The 18,266-nt window shown below is 71.4% G+C and carries 18 protein-coding genes; 9 read left to right on the top strand and 9 right to left on the bottom strand.

The window, feature by feature from the left end; translation table 11 throughout:
• Window positions 1–10: 10 nt before the first annotated feature.
• Together ACWEVS_RS14685 and ACWEVS_RS14680 are read right to left on the bottom strand one after the other, a co-directional pair.
• Window positions 11–874 (bottom strand): carbohydrate ABC transporter permease, encoded by an 864-nt coding sequence (locus ACWEVS_RS14685; RefSeq protein WP_449925853.1) that lies wholly within the window; start codon window positions 872–874, stop codon window positions 11–13.
• A gap of 11 nt (window positions 875–885) precedes the next feature.
• Window positions 886–1,734, bottom strand: a complete 849-nt coding sequence (locus ACWEVS_RS14680) for a carbohydrate ABC transporter permease (RefSeq protein ID WP_449925856.1) — start codon at window positions 1,732–1,734, stop codon at window positions 886–888.
• Between the two features lie 150 nt (window positions 1,735–1,884).
• Between ACWEVS_RS14680 and ACWEVS_RS14675 the strand changes: the two genes are divergently transcribed.
• Together ACWEVS_RS14675 and melA are read left to right on the top strand one after the other, a co-directional pair.
• Entirely contained in the window at window positions 1,885–2,835 is a 951-nt protein-coding gene (locus ACWEVS_RS14675) for a carbohydrate kinase family protein (RefSeq protein ID WP_449925859.1), read from the top strand.
• Window positions 2,832–4,136 (top strand): alpha-galactosidase, encoded by a 1,305-nt coding sequence (gene melA, locus ACWEVS_RS14670; protein ID WP_452416763.1) that lies wholly within the window; start codon window positions 2,832–2,834, stop codon window positions 4,134–4,136. The genes ACWEVS_RS14675 and melA overlap by 4 nt, the downstream gene beginning before the upstream one ends.
• Window positions 4,137–4,182: 46 nt before the next feature.
• Here melA and ACWEVS_RS14665 read toward each other — a convergent pair whose 3' ends face one another.
• Window positions 4,183–4,971 (bottom strand): DeoR/GlpR family DNA-binding transcription regulator, encoded by a 789-nt coding sequence (locus ACWEVS_RS14665; protein WP_449925864.1) that lies wholly within the window; start codon window positions 4,969–4,971, stop codon window positions 4,183–4,185.
• A 61-nt stretch (window positions 4,972–5,032) separates the two neighbouring features.
• Window positions 5,033–6,334, bottom strand: coding sequence for a family 4 glycosyl hydrolase (locus tag ACWEVS_RS14660; protein WP_449925867.1), 1,302 nt, complete (start codon window positions 6,332–6,334; stop codon window positions 5,033–5,035).
• A gap of 217 nt (window positions 6,335–6,551) precedes the next feature.
• On the opposite strand from ACWEVS_RS14660, the gene ACWEVS_RS14655 reads away from it, so the two are divergent.
• Window positions 6,552–7,400 carry an endo alpha-1,4 polygalactosaminidase gene (locus ACWEVS_RS14655; RefSeq protein ID WP_452551865.1) on the top strand — a complete coding sequence of 283 codons (849 nt, stop codon included), beginning with the start codon at window positions 6,552–6,554 and terminating at the stop codon, window positions 7,398–7,400.
• 88 nt (window positions 7,401–7,488) lie between these two features.
• Window positions 7,489–8,928 carry a proline--tRNA ligase gene (proS, locus tag ACWEVS_RS14650; protein ID WP_452551863.1) on the top strand — a complete coding sequence of 480 codons (1,440 nt, stop codon included), beginning with the start codon at window positions 7,489–7,491 and terminating at the stop codon, window positions 8,926–8,928.
• Window positions 8,929–8,950: 22 nt separating this feature from the next.
• Here the strand turns inward: proS and ACWEVS_RS14645 are convergent, their stop codons facing one another.
• Complete coding sequence (locus ACWEVS_RS14645; RefSeq protein ID WP_452551861.1) at window positions 8,951–9,718, bottom strand: aminotransferase class IV; 768 nt, start codon at window positions 9,716–9,718, stop codon at window positions 8,951–8,953.
• A gap of 61 nt (window positions 9,719–9,779) precedes the next feature.
• Here ACWEVS_RS14645 and ACWEVS_RS14640 point away from each other — a divergent pair, with 61 nt between their 5' ends.
• Window positions 9,780–10,253, top strand: coding sequence for a nuclear transport factor 2 family protein (locus tag ACWEVS_RS14640; RefSeq protein ID WP_449925879.1), 474 nt, complete (start codon window positions 9,780–9,782; stop codon window positions 10,251–10,253).
• 205 nt (window positions 10,254–10,458) lie between these two features.
• On the opposite strand, the gene ACWEVS_RS14635 is transcribed toward ACWEVS_RS14640, so the two are convergent.
• On the bottom strand, window positions 10,459–11,658 hold the full coding sequence (locus tag ACWEVS_RS14635; protein ID WP_452551860.1) for a M20 metallopeptidase family protein: 1,200 nt from the start codon (window positions 11,656–11,658) through the stop codon (window positions 10,459–10,461).
• Window positions 11,659–11,719: 61 nt separating this feature from the next.
• Between ACWEVS_RS14635 and ACWEVS_RS14630 the strand changes: the two genes are divergently transcribed.
• Both ACWEVS_RS14630 and ACWEVS_RS14625 read left to right on the top strand, forming a co-directional pair.
• Window positions 11,720–12,499 carry an HAD-IIA family hydrolase gene (locus ACWEVS_RS14630; protein WP_452551858.1) on the top strand — a complete coding sequence of 260 codons (780 nt, stop codon included), beginning with the start codon at window positions 11,720–11,722 and terminating at the stop codon, window positions 12,497–12,499.
• Window positions 12,500–12,542: 43 nt separating this feature from the next.
• The gene (locus ACWEVS_RS14625) at window positions 12,543–13,163 is read left to right on the top strand and encodes a hypothetical protein (RefSeq protein WP_452551857.1); all 621 of its coding nucleotides are present in this window, start codon (window positions 12,543–12,545) and stop codon (window positions 13,161–13,163) included.
• Here the strand turns inward: ACWEVS_RS14625 and ACWEVS_RS14620 are convergent.
• From ACWEVS_RS14620 to ACWEVS_RS14610, 3 genes are read right to left on the bottom strand one after another with little or no spacing between them, the layout of a single operon-like run.
• Window positions 13,124–13,777, bottom strand: coding sequence for a response regulator transcription factor (locus ACWEVS_RS14620; protein WP_354920895.1), 654 nt, complete (start codon window positions 13,775–13,777; stop codon window positions 13,124–13,126). The genes ACWEVS_RS14625 and ACWEVS_RS14620 overlap by 40 nt on opposite strands.
• Window positions 13,774–14,820: a sensor histidine kinase gene (locus tag ACWEVS_RS14615; RefSeq protein ID WP_452551855.1), complete on the bottom strand. Its 1,047-nt coding sequence runs from the start codon at window positions 14,818–14,820 to the stop codon at window positions 13,774–13,776. The genes ACWEVS_RS14620 and ACWEVS_RS14615 overlap by 4 nt, the downstream gene beginning before the upstream one ends.
• A 58-nt stretch (window positions 14,821–14,878) precedes the next feature.
• Complete coding sequence (locus ACWEVS_RS14610) at window positions 14,879–15,328, bottom strand: NUDIX hydrolase (protein WP_354920889.1); 450 nt, start codon at window positions 15,326–15,328, stop codon at window positions 14,879–14,881.
• Window positions 15,329–15,384: 56 nt separating this feature from the next.
• Here ACWEVS_RS14610 and ACWEVS_RS14605 point away from each other — a divergent pair, with 56 nt between their 5' ends.
• A complete protein-coding gene (locus tag ACWEVS_RS14605) occupies window positions 15,385–16,323 on the top strand; it encodes an acyl-ACP desaturase (RefSeq protein WP_452551853.1) in 939 nt (312 codons plus the stop codon).
• 7 nt (window positions 16,324–16,330) lie between these two features.
• Window positions 16,331–18,253: an ABC1 kinase family protein gene (locus ACWEVS_RS14600; protein ID WP_452551852.1), complete on the top strand. Its 1,923-nt coding sequence runs from the start codon at window positions 16,331–16,333 to the stop codon at window positions 18,251–18,253.
• The last annotated feature ends 13 nt before the right edge of the window (window positions 18,254–18,266 follow it).

Below are 18,266 nucleotides of genomic sequence, written 5' to 3'. Positions count from 1 at the left end.
GGAAACTCTCCTATTTGAGTCCGCTGAACTGGATGGAGTCCACGAGGCGGCGGCCGAAGAAGACCAGCAGCAACAGGACGGGGATCACCGACAGCGCCGAGCCGGCCATCAGGCCGGTCCAGTCGGGCGCGGTGTTGGGCGACTGCTTGAGGAAGATGCCGAGCGCGGCGGTCAGCACGCGCGTCTCCTCGCCCGGCGCGACCAGCAGCGGCCACAGGTAGTCGTTCCAGGCCCAGACCGCGGTGGTCAGGGCGAGGGTGAGCAGCGGACCCCTGGTCATGGGGAGCACCACCCGCCAGAACAGCGTCCACCTGCCCGCGCCGTCGATCGTCGCGGCCTGCTCCACCTCGCGGGGGAAGCCGAGGAAGAACTGCCGCAGGAAGAAGACCGCGAAAGGGGTCATCAACAGGCTGGGCGCGACCAGGCCCTGGACGGTGTTGAGCCAGCCCAGCTGCTTGACCACGGCGAAGCCGGGCAGCAGCGTGAAGATCGGCGGCACCATCAGGGCGGCGACGAACAGCCCGAACAGCGCGTTCCTGAAGGGGAAGCGGAGCCTGGCGAAGGCGTAGCCGGCCATCGCGCAGAAAAGCGTCTGCACCACCGTGATCAGGCCGGTGTAGACCAGGGAGTTGCGCAGGTAGAGGAAGAAGTCGAGGTTGGCGCCCGAGCCGCCGGCCGCCCTGGTCTCCTCGCGGGAGGCCAGGCCGAGCACGCGCTCGAAGTTGACCAGGGTCGGATGCTCGGGCAGCAGCCCGAGGTTGTCGGCGGCCAGTTCCCTGCCGGGGGTGATGGCGGTGCGCAGCATCCAGTAGAAGGGGAAGAGTGTGATCAGGATGGCCAGGGCGAGGCATGCCCACGCGAGGAGTCTTCTCATGCGGGATCCCATCACGCGAGGTCCGAGGTCGAGGCGCGGAGCATGCGCATCTGGACGAAGGTCAGCACGCCGAGGATGAGCACCAGCGTGAGGGCCATCGCCGAGGCGTAGCCCATCTTGAAGTGGGTGAAGGCCTGCTCGTAGATGTAGTAGTAGACGACTCTGGTGGCGTTGACGGGGCCGCCCTTGGTGGTCACGGCGACGGTGTCGAACAGCTGGAACGACCCGATCAGTGACACGACCAGCACGAACGCCAGGATCGGCCGCATGAGCGGCAGCGTGACCCTGAAGAAGGTGCGCAGCTCGCCGGCGCCGTCGAGCGCGGCGGCCTCGTAGACCTGCTTGGGCACCAGGCACATCCCGGCGTACAGCAGCAGGGCGGTGTAGCCGGTCGAGGTCCAGGCGTTGATCATGGACACGCTCGGCATGGCCAGCTCGGGCGAGGTCAGGAAGCCCTGGTTGTCCAGCCCCATGCCGGTCAGCAGGTGGTTGAAGAAGCCGAGGTTGGCGTCCAGCAGCCACATCCAGAGCAGGCCCACCGTCACGTTCGGCACCAGCCAGGGCACCACGAGCAGCGAGCGCAGCACGACCGAGCGGGTCAGCCGGTGCATGAGCGCGGCCAGGAACAGGCCGCCGAGCAGCTGGACGCTGATCGTCAGCACGACGTAGTAGCCGGTGACCTTGAGCGAGTTCCAGAACAGCGAGTCGTGAAGGAGCGTCACGAAGTTGTCGGCGCCCACGAAGGCGGGCTCGGACAACAGGTTCCAGTCCGTCATCGAGTACCAGGCGCCGAGCAGGGCCGGATACACGTAGAAGACGCCGAAGCCGACCAGCGCGGGGGCGAGGAAGAGCAGAGCCACCCGTCTGTCGTCGCGCCCTCGGTTCGGCAGCGAGAGTGTGGACACGGGGCCAACTCTTGGGAACTTGCGAAAACTTGTCAATACCTTCGCTTCGATTCCTATTTTGAAAGACTTGACAAGTCATCGAAGGCGCTGGGACCGTTCCTGCCCATGGCCACAACAGATTTCGACCTGCTCGTCGTGGGAGACGCCAACCCCGACGTGATCGTGGCGGGAACACCGTCCACGCTCGCCTTCGGGCAGCGCGAGCAGCTGGTCGACACGGGGGAGCTGGTCCTCGGCGGATCGGGCGCGATCACCGCCTGCGGGGCGGCCAGGCTCGGCCTGCGCACCGCCTTCGCCGGCCGGGTCGGCGCCGACGCCGCCGGCGACTTCGTGCTCGACACCCTCGCCAGGCACGGGGTGGACGTCTCCGCCTGCGTCGTCGACCCCGCCAGGCCCACCGCGCTCACCGTGGTGCTCGTGCGCGGCGCCGACCGGGCGATCCTGACCGCGCCCGGCTGCCTGTCCGACCCGTGGCAGGTCCCGCCATCGGTGCTCGCCAGGGCCGCCCACGCGCACGTCTCCTCCTTCTTCCTGCAACCCGGGCTGGACGTCGCCGCGCTGTTCGCGACGGCACGCGAGCTCGGCCTCGGCACCTCCCTCGACACCAACGACGACCCGGCCGGCCGGTGGGAGGGGCTGGAGCGGGTCATCCCCCTCACCGACGTGCTGCTCCCCAACGACGCAGAGGCCGTCGCGATCGCCGGCAGCGCCGGTCCCGCCGGCCACGCCGATAGCGCCGGTCCCGCCGGCCACGACGTGCCGGCCGCAGCGCGCGTCCTGGCCGCGACGGGGACGCTCCCGGTCGTGAAGTGCGGTGCCGACGGCGCGCTGGCCTGGACGCCCGACGGCGCCCTGCGGGTCGCCGCCGCGCCCGCTCCCACCTTCGCCGACGCGGTGGGCGCGGGCGACAGCTTCAACGCCGGATTCCTGGCCGCCAGGCTCAACGGGCTGCCGCTGGAGGACTGTCTGCGCCTGGCAGTCAGGGCGGGCACCCTGTCCACCCGAGCCGCGGGGGGCACCGCGGCGCAACCGACCTGGGAGGAAGCCACCTCATGAGAAACCCCAAGATCGTGTTCGTGGGCGCGGGAAGCGTCGTCTTCACCCAGGGACTGCTGGCCGACCTCCTGCGCCACCCCGAACTGTCGTCGCTCCACCTGGCGCTGCACGACATCGACCCCGAGCGGCTCGAGGTCGCCGAGGCCGTCGCCCACCGCATCGCGGCCGCGAGGGGCGCCAGGCCGCGCATCACCGCGACCCTCGACCGCAGGGCCGCCCTCGACGGCGCCGACTTCGTCATCAACATGATCCAGGTCGGCGGACACGACGCCACCGTCACCGACTTCGAGATCCCCGCCCGCTACGGCCTGCGCCAGACCATCGCCGACACCATCGGCGTCGGCGGCGTCTTCCGCGCGCTGCGCACCTTCCCCGTGCTCGACGCGCTGGCCGCCGACATGGCCGCCGTCTGCCCCGACGCGCTGCTGATGAACTACACCAACCCGATGGCCATGAACGTGTGGTACCTGTCCAGCCGGGTGCGCAACGTCGTCGGGCTGTGCCACTCGGTCTACTGGACGATGCGCGGGCTGGCCGAGCTGGTCGGCGTGCCGTACGAGGAGGTCTCCTACCGGGCGGCGGGCGTCAACCACCAGGCCTGGGTGCTCGGCTTCGAACGCGACGGCGAGGACCTGTACGGCAGGCTCGACGCCCGCATCGACGCCGACGCCGAGCTGCGGCGCAGGGTCCGGGTGGAGATGTACCGGCGCCTGGGCCACTACCCGACCGAGACCAGCGAGCACTCGGCCGAGTACGTGCCGTGGCTGCTGCGCCACGGCGGCGAGATCGAGCGGCTGCGCATCCCCGTCGGCGAGTACCTGAGGGTCAGCGAGGAGAACGTGCGCGAGTACAGGCGCACCCGCGACGCCGTCCGGCACGGGGTGGAGCTGGAGATCGCCGGCACTGACGAGTACGCGCCGCAGATCGTCCACAGCATGGTCACCGGCACGCCGCGCGTCGTCTACGGCAACGTGGTCAACGACGGGCTGATCTCCAACCTGCCCGGCGGCTGCGTGGTCGAGGTGCCGTGCGCGGTCGACGGCACCGGCGTGCGACCCACCCGCGTGGGCGCGCTGCCGCCGCAGTGCGCGGCGCTCAACCGCGCCTACGTCAGCGTCAACGAGCTGACCGTCCGTGCGGCCGAGGAGGGCAGGCCCGAGCACGTACGGCACGCCGTCATGGTCGATCCGAACGCCTCGGCCACCCTGTCGCTGGACGACATCTGGCGCATGTGCGACGAGCTGACCGCGGCCCACGGCGACCTGCTGCCCGAGCCGCTGCGGGTCAGGCCGGCGATCTGACCGGCGAGCCGGACCTCCAGCCCCCGCTGCGGGCCACGTCGGCGGCCTAACCGGCGAGCTGGACCTCCAGCCCCCGCTCGCGCAGCCGCGCCACCTCGGCGGGGTCGGCCGACTCGCCGGTGATGAGCAGGTCGACCTCCGGCAGCAGGCAGATGGGGGCCAGCTCGATCCTGCCGAGCTTGGTGGAGTCGGCCACCATGACGCGCCTGGTGGCCGACCGCAGCATGCGCTGCTTCATCTCGGCGTCCGGCAGGTTGACGTTGGTGAAGCCGCTGTCGGCGTGGACGCCGCCGCAGCCGAGGAACACCGTGCCGGCCCTGATGCCCTCGAGGAGCCGGCCCGCCATCGGGTCGACGAGGGAGTGCTGCTGGCGGCGCAGGCTGCCGCCGGTGACCACCACGGAGAAGCGGGGGATGGCGGGCTCCAGCTCCAGCGCCGTGCGCAGGCCGTTGGTGAAGACCGTCACCTCGGTCAGGTCGGCGCGGGCCACCAGCTCTCTGGCCACGTAGGCGGTCGTGGTGCCCGCGCCCATCAGCACGCTCTCGCCCGAGCTGATCAGGCGGGCGGCGGCCTTGGCGATCAGGCCCTTCTCCACGGCGGCGGCGCCGAGCGACATCTCGAACGACGGCTCGGTGAGCGTGGGCCCCGCGGCGACCGCGCCGCCGCGGACCCTGCGCACCTTGCCCTGCTCCTCCAGCGCGTCGAGGTCGGCGCGGACGGTCACGCCGGAGACGCCGAACGCCTCGGCCAGCTCGTTGACCCTGGCGAAGTCCTGCTCGCGCAGCAGGCCGAGCATGCGCTCGCGGCGCACCTCCGTCGGCATCGGCTCCTTCACCGGCGCACCTCCCACGGCCTGGCGGCCGCCCGCCCAGGCCGGCCCCGCCGGACCGGCCGGCTCATCCGCGCACCGCCTCGGGCAGCAGCTCGCCGTGAGCGGCCAGCAGTTCCTCGCACAGCGCCTCGATGGCCGGCAGCGGGAGCGTCGCCGCGGTGTTCGGGTCGAGCATCGCCGCGTGCAGGACGTGGCGCCGGTCGCCGTCGAGCACCGCCCGCACGGTCAGCTCCACCACGTTGAGGAAGGTGCGGTTGAGCGCGGCGAGCTGGATCGGCAGCTCGCCGACCGGTTGCGGACGGATCCCCGTCGCGTCGACCACCGCCGGCACCTCCACGCACGCCTCCTCCGGCAGGTTGCCGATCAGCCCGCCGTTGCGGACGTTGACGTGGACGAGCTTCTCCCGCCCGGTCAGCATGGCCAGCAGCGCCGCCGCCGCCGGCTCCTGGTGCTGCCATCTGATGAGCAGCGGCCGGCCCGCCGCCAGCGCCCGCCTGGTCTCCTCGTAGACGTGCAAGCTCATGCCGGCCCTACGCAGGTACTCCTCGACCGGCACGCCGAGTCTCGAGGTCTCCTCCGCGTGGCGCATGATCCACGGCACGTACTCGGCGGCGTGCTCGCTGGACTCGGTGGGGAAGAAACCGAAACGGCGGTACATCTCCACCCGCACGTGGCTCTTCAGCTCGGGGTCGGCGGCCAGCGCGGCGTCCAGGTCGGAGTAGAGGCACCGGCCGGCGTCGTCGGCGAAGACGAGCACGAACGACTGGTGGTTGACGCCGGCGCTGCGCAGGGTCAGCTCGTCGAGGTCGCGGCCCACGAGGTCGGCCAGGTAGGCGTGGGTGTCGCAGACCGCGTGGCAGACCCCGGCGAACCTGGTGAAGCCCGTCGCCTCGTGCATCGCCCATCCGGTCATCGCCATCGGGTCGGTGTGGCTGAGCAGCCAGGCGTCGGGGCACAGCGCGGCCATCTCACGGCCCAGCTCGACGGCGGCCGGGATGGTGCGCAGGCCGCGGAAGATGCCGCCGATGCCGATGGTGTCGCCGATGGTCTGGCGCAGGCCGTAGCGGTGGGGGATCTGGAAGTCGCGCAGCGTGGCCTCGAAGCCGCCCACCTCGATGGTGGCGACCACGTGGTCGGCGCCGTCGAGCGCCCGCCGCCGGTCGGCGTGGGCGCTGACGCGCGCCCCCGCGCCCGCCTCCGCGTCCAGCGCCCTGGTGAGGGCCTCGGCGGTGGCCAGCCGGGCGGGGTCCTCGTCGTGCAGGACGATGTCGAGCTCGCCGCGCAGCGGCTCGGACAGGAAGAGGTCGGACAGGATCTTGCGGGTCAGCTCGACGCTGCCCGCCCCGACGAAGACGATCCGCGACATCCGCACCTCCTACCTGGGCGACCAGTATTCCACGACGCTCTTGTGCGCGAAGTTGTTGAAATTCCGGCCGACATGGGCAACTCTAGGCATGTGCTGGCGTGGGCACCCCGCCCTTCCCCCGGGCCGCGCCACCGCCTGCGTGCCGTGGGCCTGGCCGCATGAGCGGAGTGAGGAACAGCATCCCGTGCGCCCTTGCCGATCATCTGCGAGGACAAGCATGAGAGCGTGGAAAACCCTGATCGCCGTCCTGCTCATCTGGGCGGCCTGCCTCGTCGTCCCCGCCTCCGCCGAGGCGGGCACCACCGCGCCGACCCCGACCCCCTGCCCGGGCTGCTGGAAGCCGGCGCTCGACACCAGCTGGCAGTGGCAGCTGTCGTCGGTGCCGAAGGAGCCGTTCCTGAACGTCACGATGTACGACATCGACGGGTTCAACGCCACCGCGGCGACCGTCCGGCGGCTGCACGAGACCAGGGCCGGCCGCAAGGTCGTCTGCTACGTCAGCGCCGGCACCTACGAGGACTGGCGGCCCGACGCCGGCCGCTTCCCCGCCGCGATCCTCGGCGCCAACCTCGACGAGTGGCCCGGTGAACGCTGGCTGGACATCAGGCAGTACGCGGGCGAGCTCGGCACGATCATGCGGTCGCGCCTGGACATGTGCAAGGCGAAGGGCTTCGACGCGGTCGAGTTCGACAACCTCGACGCCTACACCAACGACAGCGGCTTCCCGCTGACCGCCGCCCACCAGATCGAGTACAACGCCTGGCTGGCCAACGAGGCCCACGCGCGCGGGCTGTCGGCGGGCCTGAAGAACGACATCGCGCAGATCCCGCAGCTGCTGCCGTACTTCGACTGGGCGCTGAACGAGCAGTGCTGGCAGTACGACGAGTGCACCACCGCGCAGAACGGCGGCTACGGCTACGACCAGTTCGTCCGGGCGGGCAAGGCGGTGTTCACCGTGGAGTACGAGCTGGCCGCCAAGGCCTTCTGCGCCAGGTCGAACGCGCAGAACTTCAACTCCCTGCGCAAGAAGTACGAGCTGGACGCGTACCGGGTGGCCTGCCGCTGAGGCACGCCCTGGCCGGGGGGCGATCAAGGGCCGCCCCTCGGCCGATAAACCGGGTGAACGGGCCGACACGCGTCGCTATCCTTCCGGCATGGCAGACGACCATGGGGTGACCCCGCAGAGTGAGGACTTCTCGGCCTGGTACAACGAGCTGGTCGCCAAGGCGCAGCTCGTCGACCGGGGCCCGGCGAAGGGCACCATGGTCATCCGACCGTACGGCTACCGCCTGTGGGAGCTGCTCCAGGGCGAGCTCGACCGGCGGATCAAGGACACCGGCCACGAGAACGCCTACTTCCCGCTGCTGATCCCCGAGAGCTACCTGCGGCGCGAGGCCCAGCACGTCGAGGGCTTCTCGCCGGAACTCGCCGTCGTCACCCACGCCGGTGGCAAGGAGCTCGAGGAGCCGCTGGTCGTGCGCCCCACCTCGGAGACCGTCATCGGCGAGATGATGGCCAGGTGGATCTCCTCGCACCGTGACCTTCCGCTGCTGCTGAACCAGTGGGCGAACGTCGTGCGCTGGGAGCTGCGGCCCCGCATGTTCCTGCGCACCACCGAGTTCCTGTGGCAGGAGGGCCACACCGCGCACGCCGACGCGGCCGACGCGATGCGGGAGACGATGCTCGCCCTCGACCTCTACACCGAGGTGGCGCGGGACATCGCCGCCATTCCCGTGGTGGCGGGCGAGAAGACCGCAGGCGAACGGTTCGCCGGAGCGGTGCGCACCTTCACCATCGAGGGCATGATGCGCGACGGCAAGGCGCTGCAGGCCGGCACCTCCCACTACATGGGCACCAACTTCGCCGCGGCCTTCGACATCCACTACACCTCCGCGGCCGGCCGCCTCGAGCTGTGCCACACGACGTCGTGGGGCATGTCCACCCGGATGATCGGCGGCGTCATCATGACGCACGGCGACGACAAGGGGCTGGTGCTGCCGCCCAGGCTCGCGCCGTACCAGGTCGTCATCGTCCCGATCGGCCGCGGGGAGCAGGGGGAGCGGACGCTGGCGGCCGCCCGTGACCTCGCGGCGCGGCTGACGGCGGCCGGTGTGCGCGCCCACGTCGACGACCGCGCCCAGCTCTCGCCGGGCTTCCGGTTCAACGACTGGGAGCTGCGCGGGGTGCCGATCCGCCTCGAACTGGGCCCCCGCGACCTGGAGTCGGACACCGTGGTCATGGCCAGGAGGCTGGGCGAGGAGGGCAAGCAGTCGCTCCCGCTGGCCGCCGTGCCCGCGAGCATGCCGGGGATCCTCGCGGAGTTCCAGGAGTTCCTGCTGCGCCGGGCCACCGCGTTCCGCGACGAGCGCACCACGCCGGTCGGCACGTGGGAGTCCTTCGCCGCCGCGGTCGGCTCGGGGTGGGCGCTGGCGCTGCACTGTGGCAAACCCTCGTGCGAGGACGACATCAAGGCGCGCACCGCCGCCACCCCACGCTGCGTTCCGCTCGACGGCGCGGCCGAGACCGGGACCTGCGTGCGCTGCGGGGAACCCTCCGCCTACGGCAAGCGGGTCGTCTTCGGCCGCTCCTACTGAGCCCTGCCCCGGCGGGTCATGGTCAGATCGCGTCCCAGGCGACGTCCTCGTACAGGGCGAGCAGCCGGGCGGCGAACGCCTCGTCGAGCTTGAGGGCGGCCTCCTCGAGCCGGCCGACCATGACCACGCCGTGGGAGTTGGTGAGGAAGACCGCCTCGTAGGCGGGCAGGTCGGCGACCCTGACGGGGCGGCGCTCCTGCGGGATGCCGGCCGGCTCCAGCGCGCGCTCCATCAGCTGCATGGTGATGCCGTGCAGCATCGGCGCGTCGGGCCAGATGACCGCGGTCCCGTCGAAGCAGCCGAGGTTGGTGATCAGGCCTTCGGAGATCAGGCCGTCGGGACCGGTGAGCAGGCCCTCGTCGTAGCCCTCGGCGTGGAGCCGGCTTCCGTAGTACGCCTGGGGGAGGCCGCCCAGGTGCTTGATGTGCGGAAGGAAGCGCTGGTAACCGACGGGTCGGACGCTGCGCGGCGTGGTGGCGACCGCGATGGGCGGGCGGGCGGTGACGAACACGTGCGGGCGTTCGTCGGCGTCGGCCGCCTGGACGTAGACGCGGACGCTGGCGTCGGTGAGGTCGTCGCCGAGCGCGGTCCTGATCGAGTCGATGACGAGCGCGGTGTCGAGGTCGAGGCCGAACAGCTCGCGGTTGGCCGCCCTCAGGCGGGCCAGGTGCAGGTCGAGGCCGCGGGTGCGCCGGTCGCGCACCTGCATGGCGGTGAAGTGGCCGTAGCGGGCCAGGAGCGGCAGGCCGGCCTCGGGCCCGGCGACCCGGCCGTCGATGACGGTGATCACCCGACCAGCTTACGGGCGGCCGGGACTGTCGTGTGTAGCAAGCGTTTGGTTAGATCCGGGCATGGACGAACGTGAGGTCGCCGACCGGCTGGAGATCGCCGGGCTGCTCGCCCGCTACGCCAGGGCCGTCGACGCCGGGGAGTGGGACCGGCTCGCGGAGGTGTTCACCGCCGACGCCGTGATCGACTACCGGTCGGCGGGCGGGATCGCGGGCGGGCTGGAGGAGGTCAGCGCCTGGCTGGCCGCGGCGCTGGCGCCGTGGCCCGGACGGCTGCACCTGGTCGGGGCGCCGGTCATCGACTTCACCGCCGCGGACGGCGACGCCGATGCCGCGGCTGGTACGGCGGCGGGCACCGAGGCCGTGGTGCTGGCGCCGTTCACCGACACGCTGGCGCCATCGAGGACGATGCTGGCCGCCGGGGCCAAGGGGGTGTGCCAGGGCGGCGGCTGGTATCACCACCGCATGGTCCGCACCGCCGCGGGATGGCGCAGCAGGGAACTGGTGGAGGAACAGACCTGGCGCACGATCAGCTGACCCCGTCGCGGCGGCCCGCCCCGCACGCCGGAGCGGCGTGATGGACGGGCCCCGCCCCGTGACCGCGGTGGCCTCTCGGGGGCTTGCCGTACGAGAGGGGCTGCCGGACGCGGGACTCCTCGCCGACGCGGGACTTCTCACCGACGCCGGGCTCCTCGCCGACGCCGCACTCCTCGCCGGACGGGCAGGGGAGCGAGCCGACGGGTCAGGACGTCGCGGGCGACAGGCGCGACAGCGCGAGCGAGGCGTAGAGCGCCGCGCCGTCCGGCAGGACGGCGTCGTCGAACCGCGCCTCGGGGGAGTGGTTGTACGGCGCGCTCGCCGGGTCCCGGTCGCGCGGGCACGCGCCGAGGAAGACGAAGGCTCCGGGCACGTCCTCGAGCACGTAGGAGAAGTCCTCCGAGCCCATGACCGGCTGCGGGGCCACGAAGAAGCGGCCGGGACCGAAGAGCCCGTCGATGGTCTCGCCCGCGAAGGACGCCTCGTCCGGGGTGTTGACCGTGACCGGATAGCCCATGCCGAAGGACGCCTCGACCCGCAGGCCGTGCGCCGCGCCGATGCCCTCGACCAGCTGCACGGCGCGCTGCTTGACGCGGGCCCTGGTGTCCTTGTTGAAGGTCCTGATCGTGGCCGAGAAACGGGCGTCGTCGGGGATGACGTTGTCGACGGTGCCCGCGTGGAAGCTGCCGACGGTCACCACGACCGGGTCGAACACGTCGAAGGCCCTGGTCACCAGAGTCTGCAGGGCGGTGACCATCTCGCAGGCGGCCGGGATGGGGTCCAGCGCCCGCTGCGGGGTGGACCCGTGGCCGCCCCTGCCGATCACGTGCACGTCGAAGGTGTCGGCCGCGGCCATGATGGGCCCGCCACGCGAGGAGAACGTCGCGGGTGGCAGCATCGCCGAGACCACGTGCATGCCGTAGGCGGCCACGGCCCGCGAGCCGGCCGCGTCGAGCACGCCCTCGTCGATCATGACTTTGGCGCCCTCGTAGCCTTCCTCGCCCGGCTGGAACATGAACACCACGTCGCCCGCGAGCTGCTCCCGCCGGGCGGCCAGCAGGTGGGCGGCCCCGGTGAGCATGGTGGTGTGCAGGTCGTGGCCGCAGGCGTGCATCCTGCCCTCGTGGGTGGAGATGTACGGCAGGTCGTTGCGCTCGGCGACGGGCAGCGCGTCCATGTCGCCTCTGAGCAGGACGGCGGGGCCCGGCCTGCCGCCGCGCAGCACTGCGGTGACCGAGCTGAGCGACTCGCCCGTGCTGATCTCCAGCGGCAGGCCGTCGAGCGCGGCCAGCACCTTCTCCTGCGTGACGGGCAGGTGGAGCCCGACCTCGGGCGTGGTGTGCAGCGAGTGGCGGAGCCGGACGAGCTCGTCCCGCATGTCCTGTGCTGATTCAAGAAGCGACATGGAGCACATTCTTCACACGCCCGCCACTGGCTGGACAAGTGGTCATTTGTAGGATGGCCGCGTGACTGAGCGTAAGCCCATCCAGACCTGGTTGTCCGACATGGATGGCGTCCTGGTGCACGAGGGGCATCCCGTGCCCGGCGCCGAGGTGTTCGTCAAGCGCTTGCGCGAGTCGGGCAAGAGCTTCAAGCTGCTCACGAACAACTCCATCTACACCCCGCGCGACCTCGCCGTACGGCTGCGCGCGGGCGGCCTGGACGTGCCGGAGGAGGCCATCTTCACCTCGGCGATGGCGACCGCGCGCTTCCTGGACGACCAGCGTCCCCGCGGCTCCGCCTACGTGATTGGCGAGGCGGGGCTGACGACGGAGCTGCACGAGATCGGCTACGTGCTGACCGACATCGACCCGGACTACGTCGTGCTGGGCGAGACGCGCACCTACAGCTTCACCCAGATCACCAAGGCCATCAGGCTGGTCGAGGCCGGCGCCAGGTTCATCGCGACGAACCCGGATCCGGTGGGTCCGTCGAACGAGGGCTCGCTCCCGGCCTGCGGCGCCGTGGCCGCGATGATCACCAAGGCCACGGGGGTCGAGCCCTACTTCGTCGGCAAGCCCAACCCCATGATGATGCGCCACGCGCTGAACGCCATCGACGGCCACAGCGAGACCACCGCGATGATCGGCGACCGGATGGACACCGACATCGTCTGCGGCATGGAGGCGGGCCTCTACACGATCCTGGTGCTGAGCGGCGTGACGCAGCGCGAGCAGGTCGACCGCTTCCCCTTCCGGCCGTCGCTGATCGTGGACTCGGAGGCCGATCTCGTCGACCGGATCTGATTCCTGACGCACCCTGTCAGGTACGGCTGGCAGGCTGGCTCTCATGCACCGCATCTACCTGGAGCTCGGCCCCAAGAAGGTGTTCGCCTGCTCGCTCGACTGGCCCGGCTGGTGCCGCGTCGACAGAAGCGAGGAGCCGGCCATCGACCGGCTGACCGACTACGCCCCGCGCTACCGCGTGATCGCCGAGCGGGCGGGCCTCGACTTCGCGCCCGGCGAGCCCGTCGTGGTCGAGCGGGTCAAGGGCTCCAGCACCACCGACTTCGGCGCGCCCGACGCCGAGCCGTCCGCCGACGCCGAGCCCACCGGCCCGGCGACGCTCGCCCGTGACGTCGCGCTGCTGCGCGCGGCCTGGGCGCTGTTCGACGAGACCGCCGCCGCCACGCCCGAGGAACTGCGCAAGGGGCCGCGCGGCGGCGGGCGCGACCGCACCAGGATGGTCGAGCACGTCACCGAGGCCGAACGCGCCTACGCCCGCCGGCTCGGCGTCAGGTACCCGCCGTACAGGTCGGTCGCCGACCGCGACGCCATGCGGGAGGAGCTGGCGGCGCTCCTGCTGGAGGGCGGTTCGGGCGCCTGGTCCACTCGCTACGCCTGCCGCCGCGTCGCCTGGCACGTCATCGATCACCTGTGGGAGATGGAGGACCGCAGGTCGTTCTCGTAGGCGAGGATGACCAGCTGGACCCTGTCCCTGACGCCCAGCTTGGTGATCGCGCGCGAGATGTGCGTCTTGACGGTGAGCGGGCTGATCACCAGGTGGTGGGCGATCTCCTCGTTCGACAGCCCGGCGGCGATCAGGCCCACGACCTCCAGCTCGCGCGCCGTCAGCGCCTCCAGCGTGCCGGAGGGCCCCGGACGGCCGGCGAAGCGCTCGACGACCTTGCGGGTGACGCCGGGCGACAGCAGCGAGTCGCCCGCGTGGACCACCGCGACCGCCCGGCGCAGCTCGGCGGGCTCCACCTCCTTGGTCAGGAAGCCGCTGGCGCCCGCGCGCAGCGCGGCGAAGACGTTCTCGTCGGTGTCGAAGGTGGTCAGGATGATGATCCGGCACTCGGGCAGCTCGGCGAGGATGCGCCTGGTGGCGGCGATGCCGTCCGAGCCGGGCATGCGGATGTCCATCAGCACCACGTCGGGCCTGAGGTGGCGCGCCTGCCGTACCGCCTCCTCGCCGGTGGCGGCCTCGCCGACCACGGCGATCTCCTCGTCCTTGGCCAGCAGGGCGCGGAAGCCGGCGCGCACCAGCGCCTGGTCGTCGGCGAGCAGCACGTTGATCGTCATACCGGCAATCCTGCCCTGACCGCGAAGCCGTCGTCGGCCTCGATCTCCAGCCAGCCGCCGAGGGCGCCGACCCGCTCGCGCATGCCGGTCAGGCCGTGGCCCTCGGTGTAGGGGACGGGGCCCGTGCCGTCGTCGACCACCTCGAGCCGCACCTGGCGGGAGGAGTAGTCCAGGTGGACGAGCAGACGGCGGGCGTCGGAGTGCTTCAGCGCGTTGGTCATCGCCTCCTGCACGATGCGGAAGGCGGCCATGGCCTGCGCGGCGGGCACCTCGGTAGGGTCGCCGCGCTCGTCGAGGGTGACGTCGAGCCCCGCCTCCCTGGCCCTGGCGACCAGGTCGGCGATCGAGGAGAGCTCGGGTTGCGGCTCGCCCGACACGTCGCGCAGCACGCCGATCAGCGACCTGAGGTCGGCCATCGCCTTCTTGCGGACATCGGCGGCGACCCCGATGGCCGCCCGCGCCTCCGGCAGCGTGTCGGCCTCGGCGGCGACGTTCAGGTGGAGGCCGACGACCGTGAGGGTGTGCGCGACGACGTCGTGCAGCTCGCGGGCGATCTGCAGCCGCTGCTCGGCCAGCCTGGTCGTGGCGGCCTCGCGCAGCCTGGCCTCGTGCTCGGCGCGCCAGCGCAGGTGCTGGCGGTAGCCCTGGGCGAGAGCCAGCACGAGAGCGAGCCACAGCAGCTCCGCCCCGCCCCTGGCCAGGTCCATCGTGGGGGCGACGCCCGCCGCGAGGGTGAGCGTGCAGATCACGCTCGCCCACGGCAGGTTCGCCAGCCCCGCGGAGAAGACCGCGACCGACATCGGCCAGATGACGCCGCCCTCGAACAGCCCGCCGTACTGGGCGCCGACCAGCACCGCGGCCGACAGCGCCAGCACGGTGACCGGCGCGTACTGCCTGCCCAGCAGCAGCAGCCCGAGCGAGATGGAGACGGGGACGGTGCCGTTCCAGGTCAGCGGGGCGCCCACGGAGGCCAGCGAGGTGAGGGCGCAGACCGTCGTCAGGACGGCGAGCGCGGCGTCGAGCCGCAGGAAGGAACGGGACATGCCCCGAACGGTAGCGAGGGCGGCGTCCGGCGGTCGTCCTCCGTCGTGAGTCACCCGGCTACTTCGATCGATGTATGAGGCGGGGCAGCGAGGTGATGTGCGCGGCCAGGTAGTCGCCCAGGGCCTCGGGAACCAGGTGCCGCGAGGTGATCTCGGCCGGGTCGAGGGGCAGCCGCTCGACGTCGTAGGCGCCGCTCGAGGGGTCCTCGCACTCGGGGCCGTGCCGCAGGGCGGGATCCATGCTGACCAGGCGGCAGCCGTACACGTGCTGGGTCTTGACCCCGCCCTGGTGGGGGTAGGTGAGCGTGGTCAGCGGGGTGACCGCGGAGACGACCGCGCCCAGCTCCTCCAGCAGCTCCCTGCGGAGCGTGTGCTCCAGGGTCTGGTCCTCCGGCTCGACATGGCCGCCGGGGACCGACCAGTACAACGCCTTTCCGGGGACCGTGCGCCGGAAGACGATCAGCCGTTCGTCGTCATCGAGCAGGACACCTCGGACACTAGGTCGCATAAAGACCCTCCAATTTCTTGGGGTAGCCTAACTTACGGTTGCGTAGCTTGAAGGAGATGAACTTTATGGTGATGAGTCAGACGGAGCTGCTGCACGAGCTCGAGCCGGTGGTGGCGAACGAGCTGGACCGCCATCTCAAGGTGGCCAAGGAGTGGTTCCCGCACGAGTACGTGCCGTGGAGCCAGGGCCGCGACTTCGACGGCGTCCTCGGCGGCGAGGCCTGGCAGCCCAGCGACTCGACCATCCCGGAGGCGGCCCGCATCTCGCTGATCGTCAACCTCCTCACCGAGGACAACCTCCCCAGCTACCACCACGAGATCGCCACCACCTTCGGCCGCGACGGCGCGTGGGGCACCTGGGTGGGCCGGTGGACCGCCGAGGAGGGCAGGCACGCCGTCGCCATCCGCGACTACTTGACCGTCACGCGTGCCGTCGACCCCGTCGCCCTCGAGCGCGCCCGCATGGTCCACATGGAGGGCGGGTTCCAGACCGAGTACACCAGCATGCTGGAGCAGCTGGCCTACGTCTCCTTCCAGGAACTGGCCACCCGCATCTCGCACCGCAACACCGGCAAGGCCGCGGGCGACCCCGACTGCGACCGCCTGCTCGCCAAGATCGCCGCTGACGAGAACCTCCACATGCTCTTCTACCGCAACCTGCTCAAGGCGGCCTTCGAGCTCGACCCCAACCAGACGATGCGCGCCATCACCGACGTCGTGACGACCTTCCAGATGCCGGGCACCACCATCGAGGGCTTCACCCGCAAGGCGATGATCATCGCCAACGAGGGGATCTACGACCTGCGCCTCCACCTCGACGACGTGCTCATGCCCGTGCTGCGCCAGTGGGGCGTCTTCGAGAAGACCGACCTGGACGGCGACGGCGCCAAGGCCCGCGACGAGCTGGCTGCCTTCCTGGCCAGGACCGAGACGACGGCCACCAGGTTCGTCGAGCGCAGGGAGGAGCGCAGGGCACGCGCCGCGGCCATGCGATGATCTGCGGGTGCACCTGCTCATCACCCCCTCGCTAGCCGTCGTCGTCCTGCTGCTGGCGACGGCTACGCAGCGCCTGCTCGACGTCAGGTTCGGCCCGGTCCGCATGGCGCTGGCCGTCCTGCTGGGGATGACGCTCGCCCCGGTGTTCCTGGCGCCGGTCTTCCAGTCGTTCGAGAAGTTCGACCCCAGCCGCGACCCCAGCCTCGGTCCGCTGTGGATCGTGATCCTGGTGTCGATGTGCGTCGTGCTCATCCCCATGGTCATCCTGGTGCTCGGCGAGGCGCTCGTGCCGCCAGGCTCCATACCGGGGCCGATCGAGCTGATCAGGTCGCTGCGCGGGCGACTGGCCCGCGCCCGCCGCTACTCTCAGATCACCAGGATCGCCTTCCGTCACGGCCTGGGCCCCTACCTGAGAGGGAGGGGCGACGACCCCGGCGACCGGAGCGGCAGGGTACGGCTGGCCGCCTCGCTGCGCGAGGCCCTCGACGAGGGCGGCGTGACGTTCGTCAAGCTCGGGCAGGTGCTGTCCACCCGGCGCGACCTGCTGCCGCCCGAGTTCGTCGACGAGCTCGGCAAGCTGCAGGACCACGTCAAACCAGCCTCGTGGGAGGAGATCGCCCAGGTCGTCGACCTCGCCGCCTTCGCCTCCTTCGACCGCACGCCGCTGGCCGCCGCCTCGATCGCCCAGGTCCACGCGGCCCGGCTGCACAGCGGCGAGGAGGTCGTCGTCAAGGTCCAGCGGCCCGGCATCGCGCCGCTCGTCGCCCGGGACCTCGACATCGTCGCGCGGCTGGCCGCCACGCTCGAGGCCAGGACGAGGTGGGGCCGCTCGCTCGGCCTCAAGGAGCTGGCCGCGGGCTTCGCCGTGGCGCTGCGCGAGGAGCTCGACTTCCGCATCGAGGCGGGCAACATGGCCGCCGTCGCGGCCACGGCCACCGGTGCGGTCACCTATCCGACCCCCTACGAGCCGCTGTGCACCGACCGGGTGCTGGTGATGCAGCGCCTGTCGGGCAAGCCGCTGGCGACCGCCTCCCCGGCCGAAGGCCCGGCGCTGGCCCGCACGCTGCTCGAGTGCCTGCTGCGCCAGATCCTGCTCGACGGCGTCTTCCACGCCGACCCGCACCCCGGCAACATCATGCTGCTGTCCGACGGCGAGGTCGGCCTGCTCGACTTCGGCTCGGTCGGGCGCCTGGACGCCTCGCTGCGCGCCTCGCTGCAGCGCTTCCTGCTGGCGATGGACCGGCAGGACCCCCTCGGGGTCACCGACGCGCTCCTCGAGGTCGTGCCCAGGCCGGAGGACATCGACGAGGCGGCGCTCGAGCGCGCCCTCGGCCAGTTCATGGCCCGGCACCTGGGCCCCGGCATGGACAGCGTCGCCATGTTCACCGACCTTTTCAAGATCGTCTCCGCGTACGGCCTGTCGATCCCGCCGGAGGTCGCGGCCGTCTTCCGCGCGCTGGCCACGCTGGAGGGCACCCTCGTCCGGCTCTCGCCGGGCTTCAACCTCATCGGCGAGGCCAGGGCGTTCGCCGGGCGCTACCTGGCCGAGCAGATCAACCCCGCCACCGTGAAGGAGGCGGTGACGCAGGAGGTCACCGCGCTGCTGCCGATGCTGCGGCGGCTGCCCCGGCGGATCGAGCGGATCGCCAGCGCGGCCGAGCACGGCAGGTTCACGATGAACGTGCGGCCGCTGGGTGACGAGCGCGACCGCGCGTTCGTCACGCACCTGCTGCACCAGACGCTGCTGACGGTGCTCGGGGCGACGGCCGGGCTGATGGCGGTGCTGCTTCTCGGCACCGAGGGCGGGCCGGTGGTGATCGCCGGGCAGATGTCGCTGTTCCAGCTGATCGGCTACAACCTGCTGGTGGTCAGCTCGGTGCTCGTGCTGCGCGTGCTCATCCTCATCTTCCGCCGCAGACCACCCGCGTAGCGCCGCGGCACCG

Source organism: Nonomuraea sp. NPDC003754, assembly GCF_053605785.1.
This window is presented reverse-complemented; position numbering and strand designations above follow the sequence as displayed.

Excerpts from the sequence above, each read along its gene's own strand:
- ACWEVS_RS14655 (WP_452551865.1), top strand. The coding sequence starts at position 6,552 with ATGAGAGCGTGGAAAACCCTGATCGCCGTCCTGCTCATCTGGGCGGCC.
- ACWEVS_RS14635 (WP_452551860.1), bottom strand. The coding sequence starts at position 11,658 with ATGTCGCTTCTTGAATCAGCACAGGACATGCGGGACGAGCTCGTCCGG.
- ACWEVS_RS14685 (WP_449925853.1), bottom strand. The coding sequence starts at position 874 with ATGAGAAGACTCCTCGCGTGGGCATGCCTCGCCCTGGCCATCCTGATC.
- ACWEVS_RS14660 (WP_449925867.1), bottom strand. The coding sequence starts at position 6,334 with ATGTCGCGGATCGTCTTCGTCGGGGCGGGCAGCGTCGAGCTGACCCGC.
- proS (WP_452551863.1), top strand. The coding sequence starts at position 7,489 with ATGGCAGACGACCATGGGGTGACCCCGCAGAGTGAGGACTTCTCGGCC.
- ACWEVS_RS14605 (WP_452551853.1), top strand. The coding sequence starts at position 15,385 with ATGAACTTTATGGTGATGAGTCAGACGGAGCTGCTGCACGAGCTCGAG.
- ACWEVS_RS14615 (WP_452551855.1), bottom strand. The coding sequence starts at position 14,820 with ATGTCCCGTTCCTTCCTGCGGCTCGACGCCGCGCTCGCCGTCCTGACG.
- melA (WP_452416763.1), top strand. The coding sequence starts at position 2,832 with ATGAGAAACCCCAAGATCGTGTTCGTGGGCGCGGGAAGCGTCGTCTTC.
- ACWEVS_RS14640 (WP_449925879.1), top strand. The coding sequence starts at position 9,780 with ATGGACGAACGTGAGGTCGCCGACCGGCTGGAGATCGCCGGGCTGCTC.
- ACWEVS_RS14610 (WP_354920889.1), bottom strand. The coding sequence starts at position 15,328 with ATGCGACCTAGTGTCCGAGGTGTCCTGCTCGATGACGACGAACGGCTG.
- ACWEVS_RS14675 (WP_449925859.1), top strand. The coding sequence starts at position 1,885 with ATGGCCACAACAGATTTCGACCTGCTCGTCGTGGGAGACGCCAACCCC.
- ACWEVS_RS14625 (WP_452551857.1), top strand. The coding sequence starts at position 12,543 with ATGCACCGCATCTACCTGGAGCTCGGCCCCAAGAAGGTGTTCGCCTGC.
- ACWEVS_RS14620 (WP_354920895.1), bottom strand. The coding sequence starts at position 13,777 with ATGACGATCAACGTGCTGCTCGCCGACGACCAGGCGCTGGTGCGCGCC.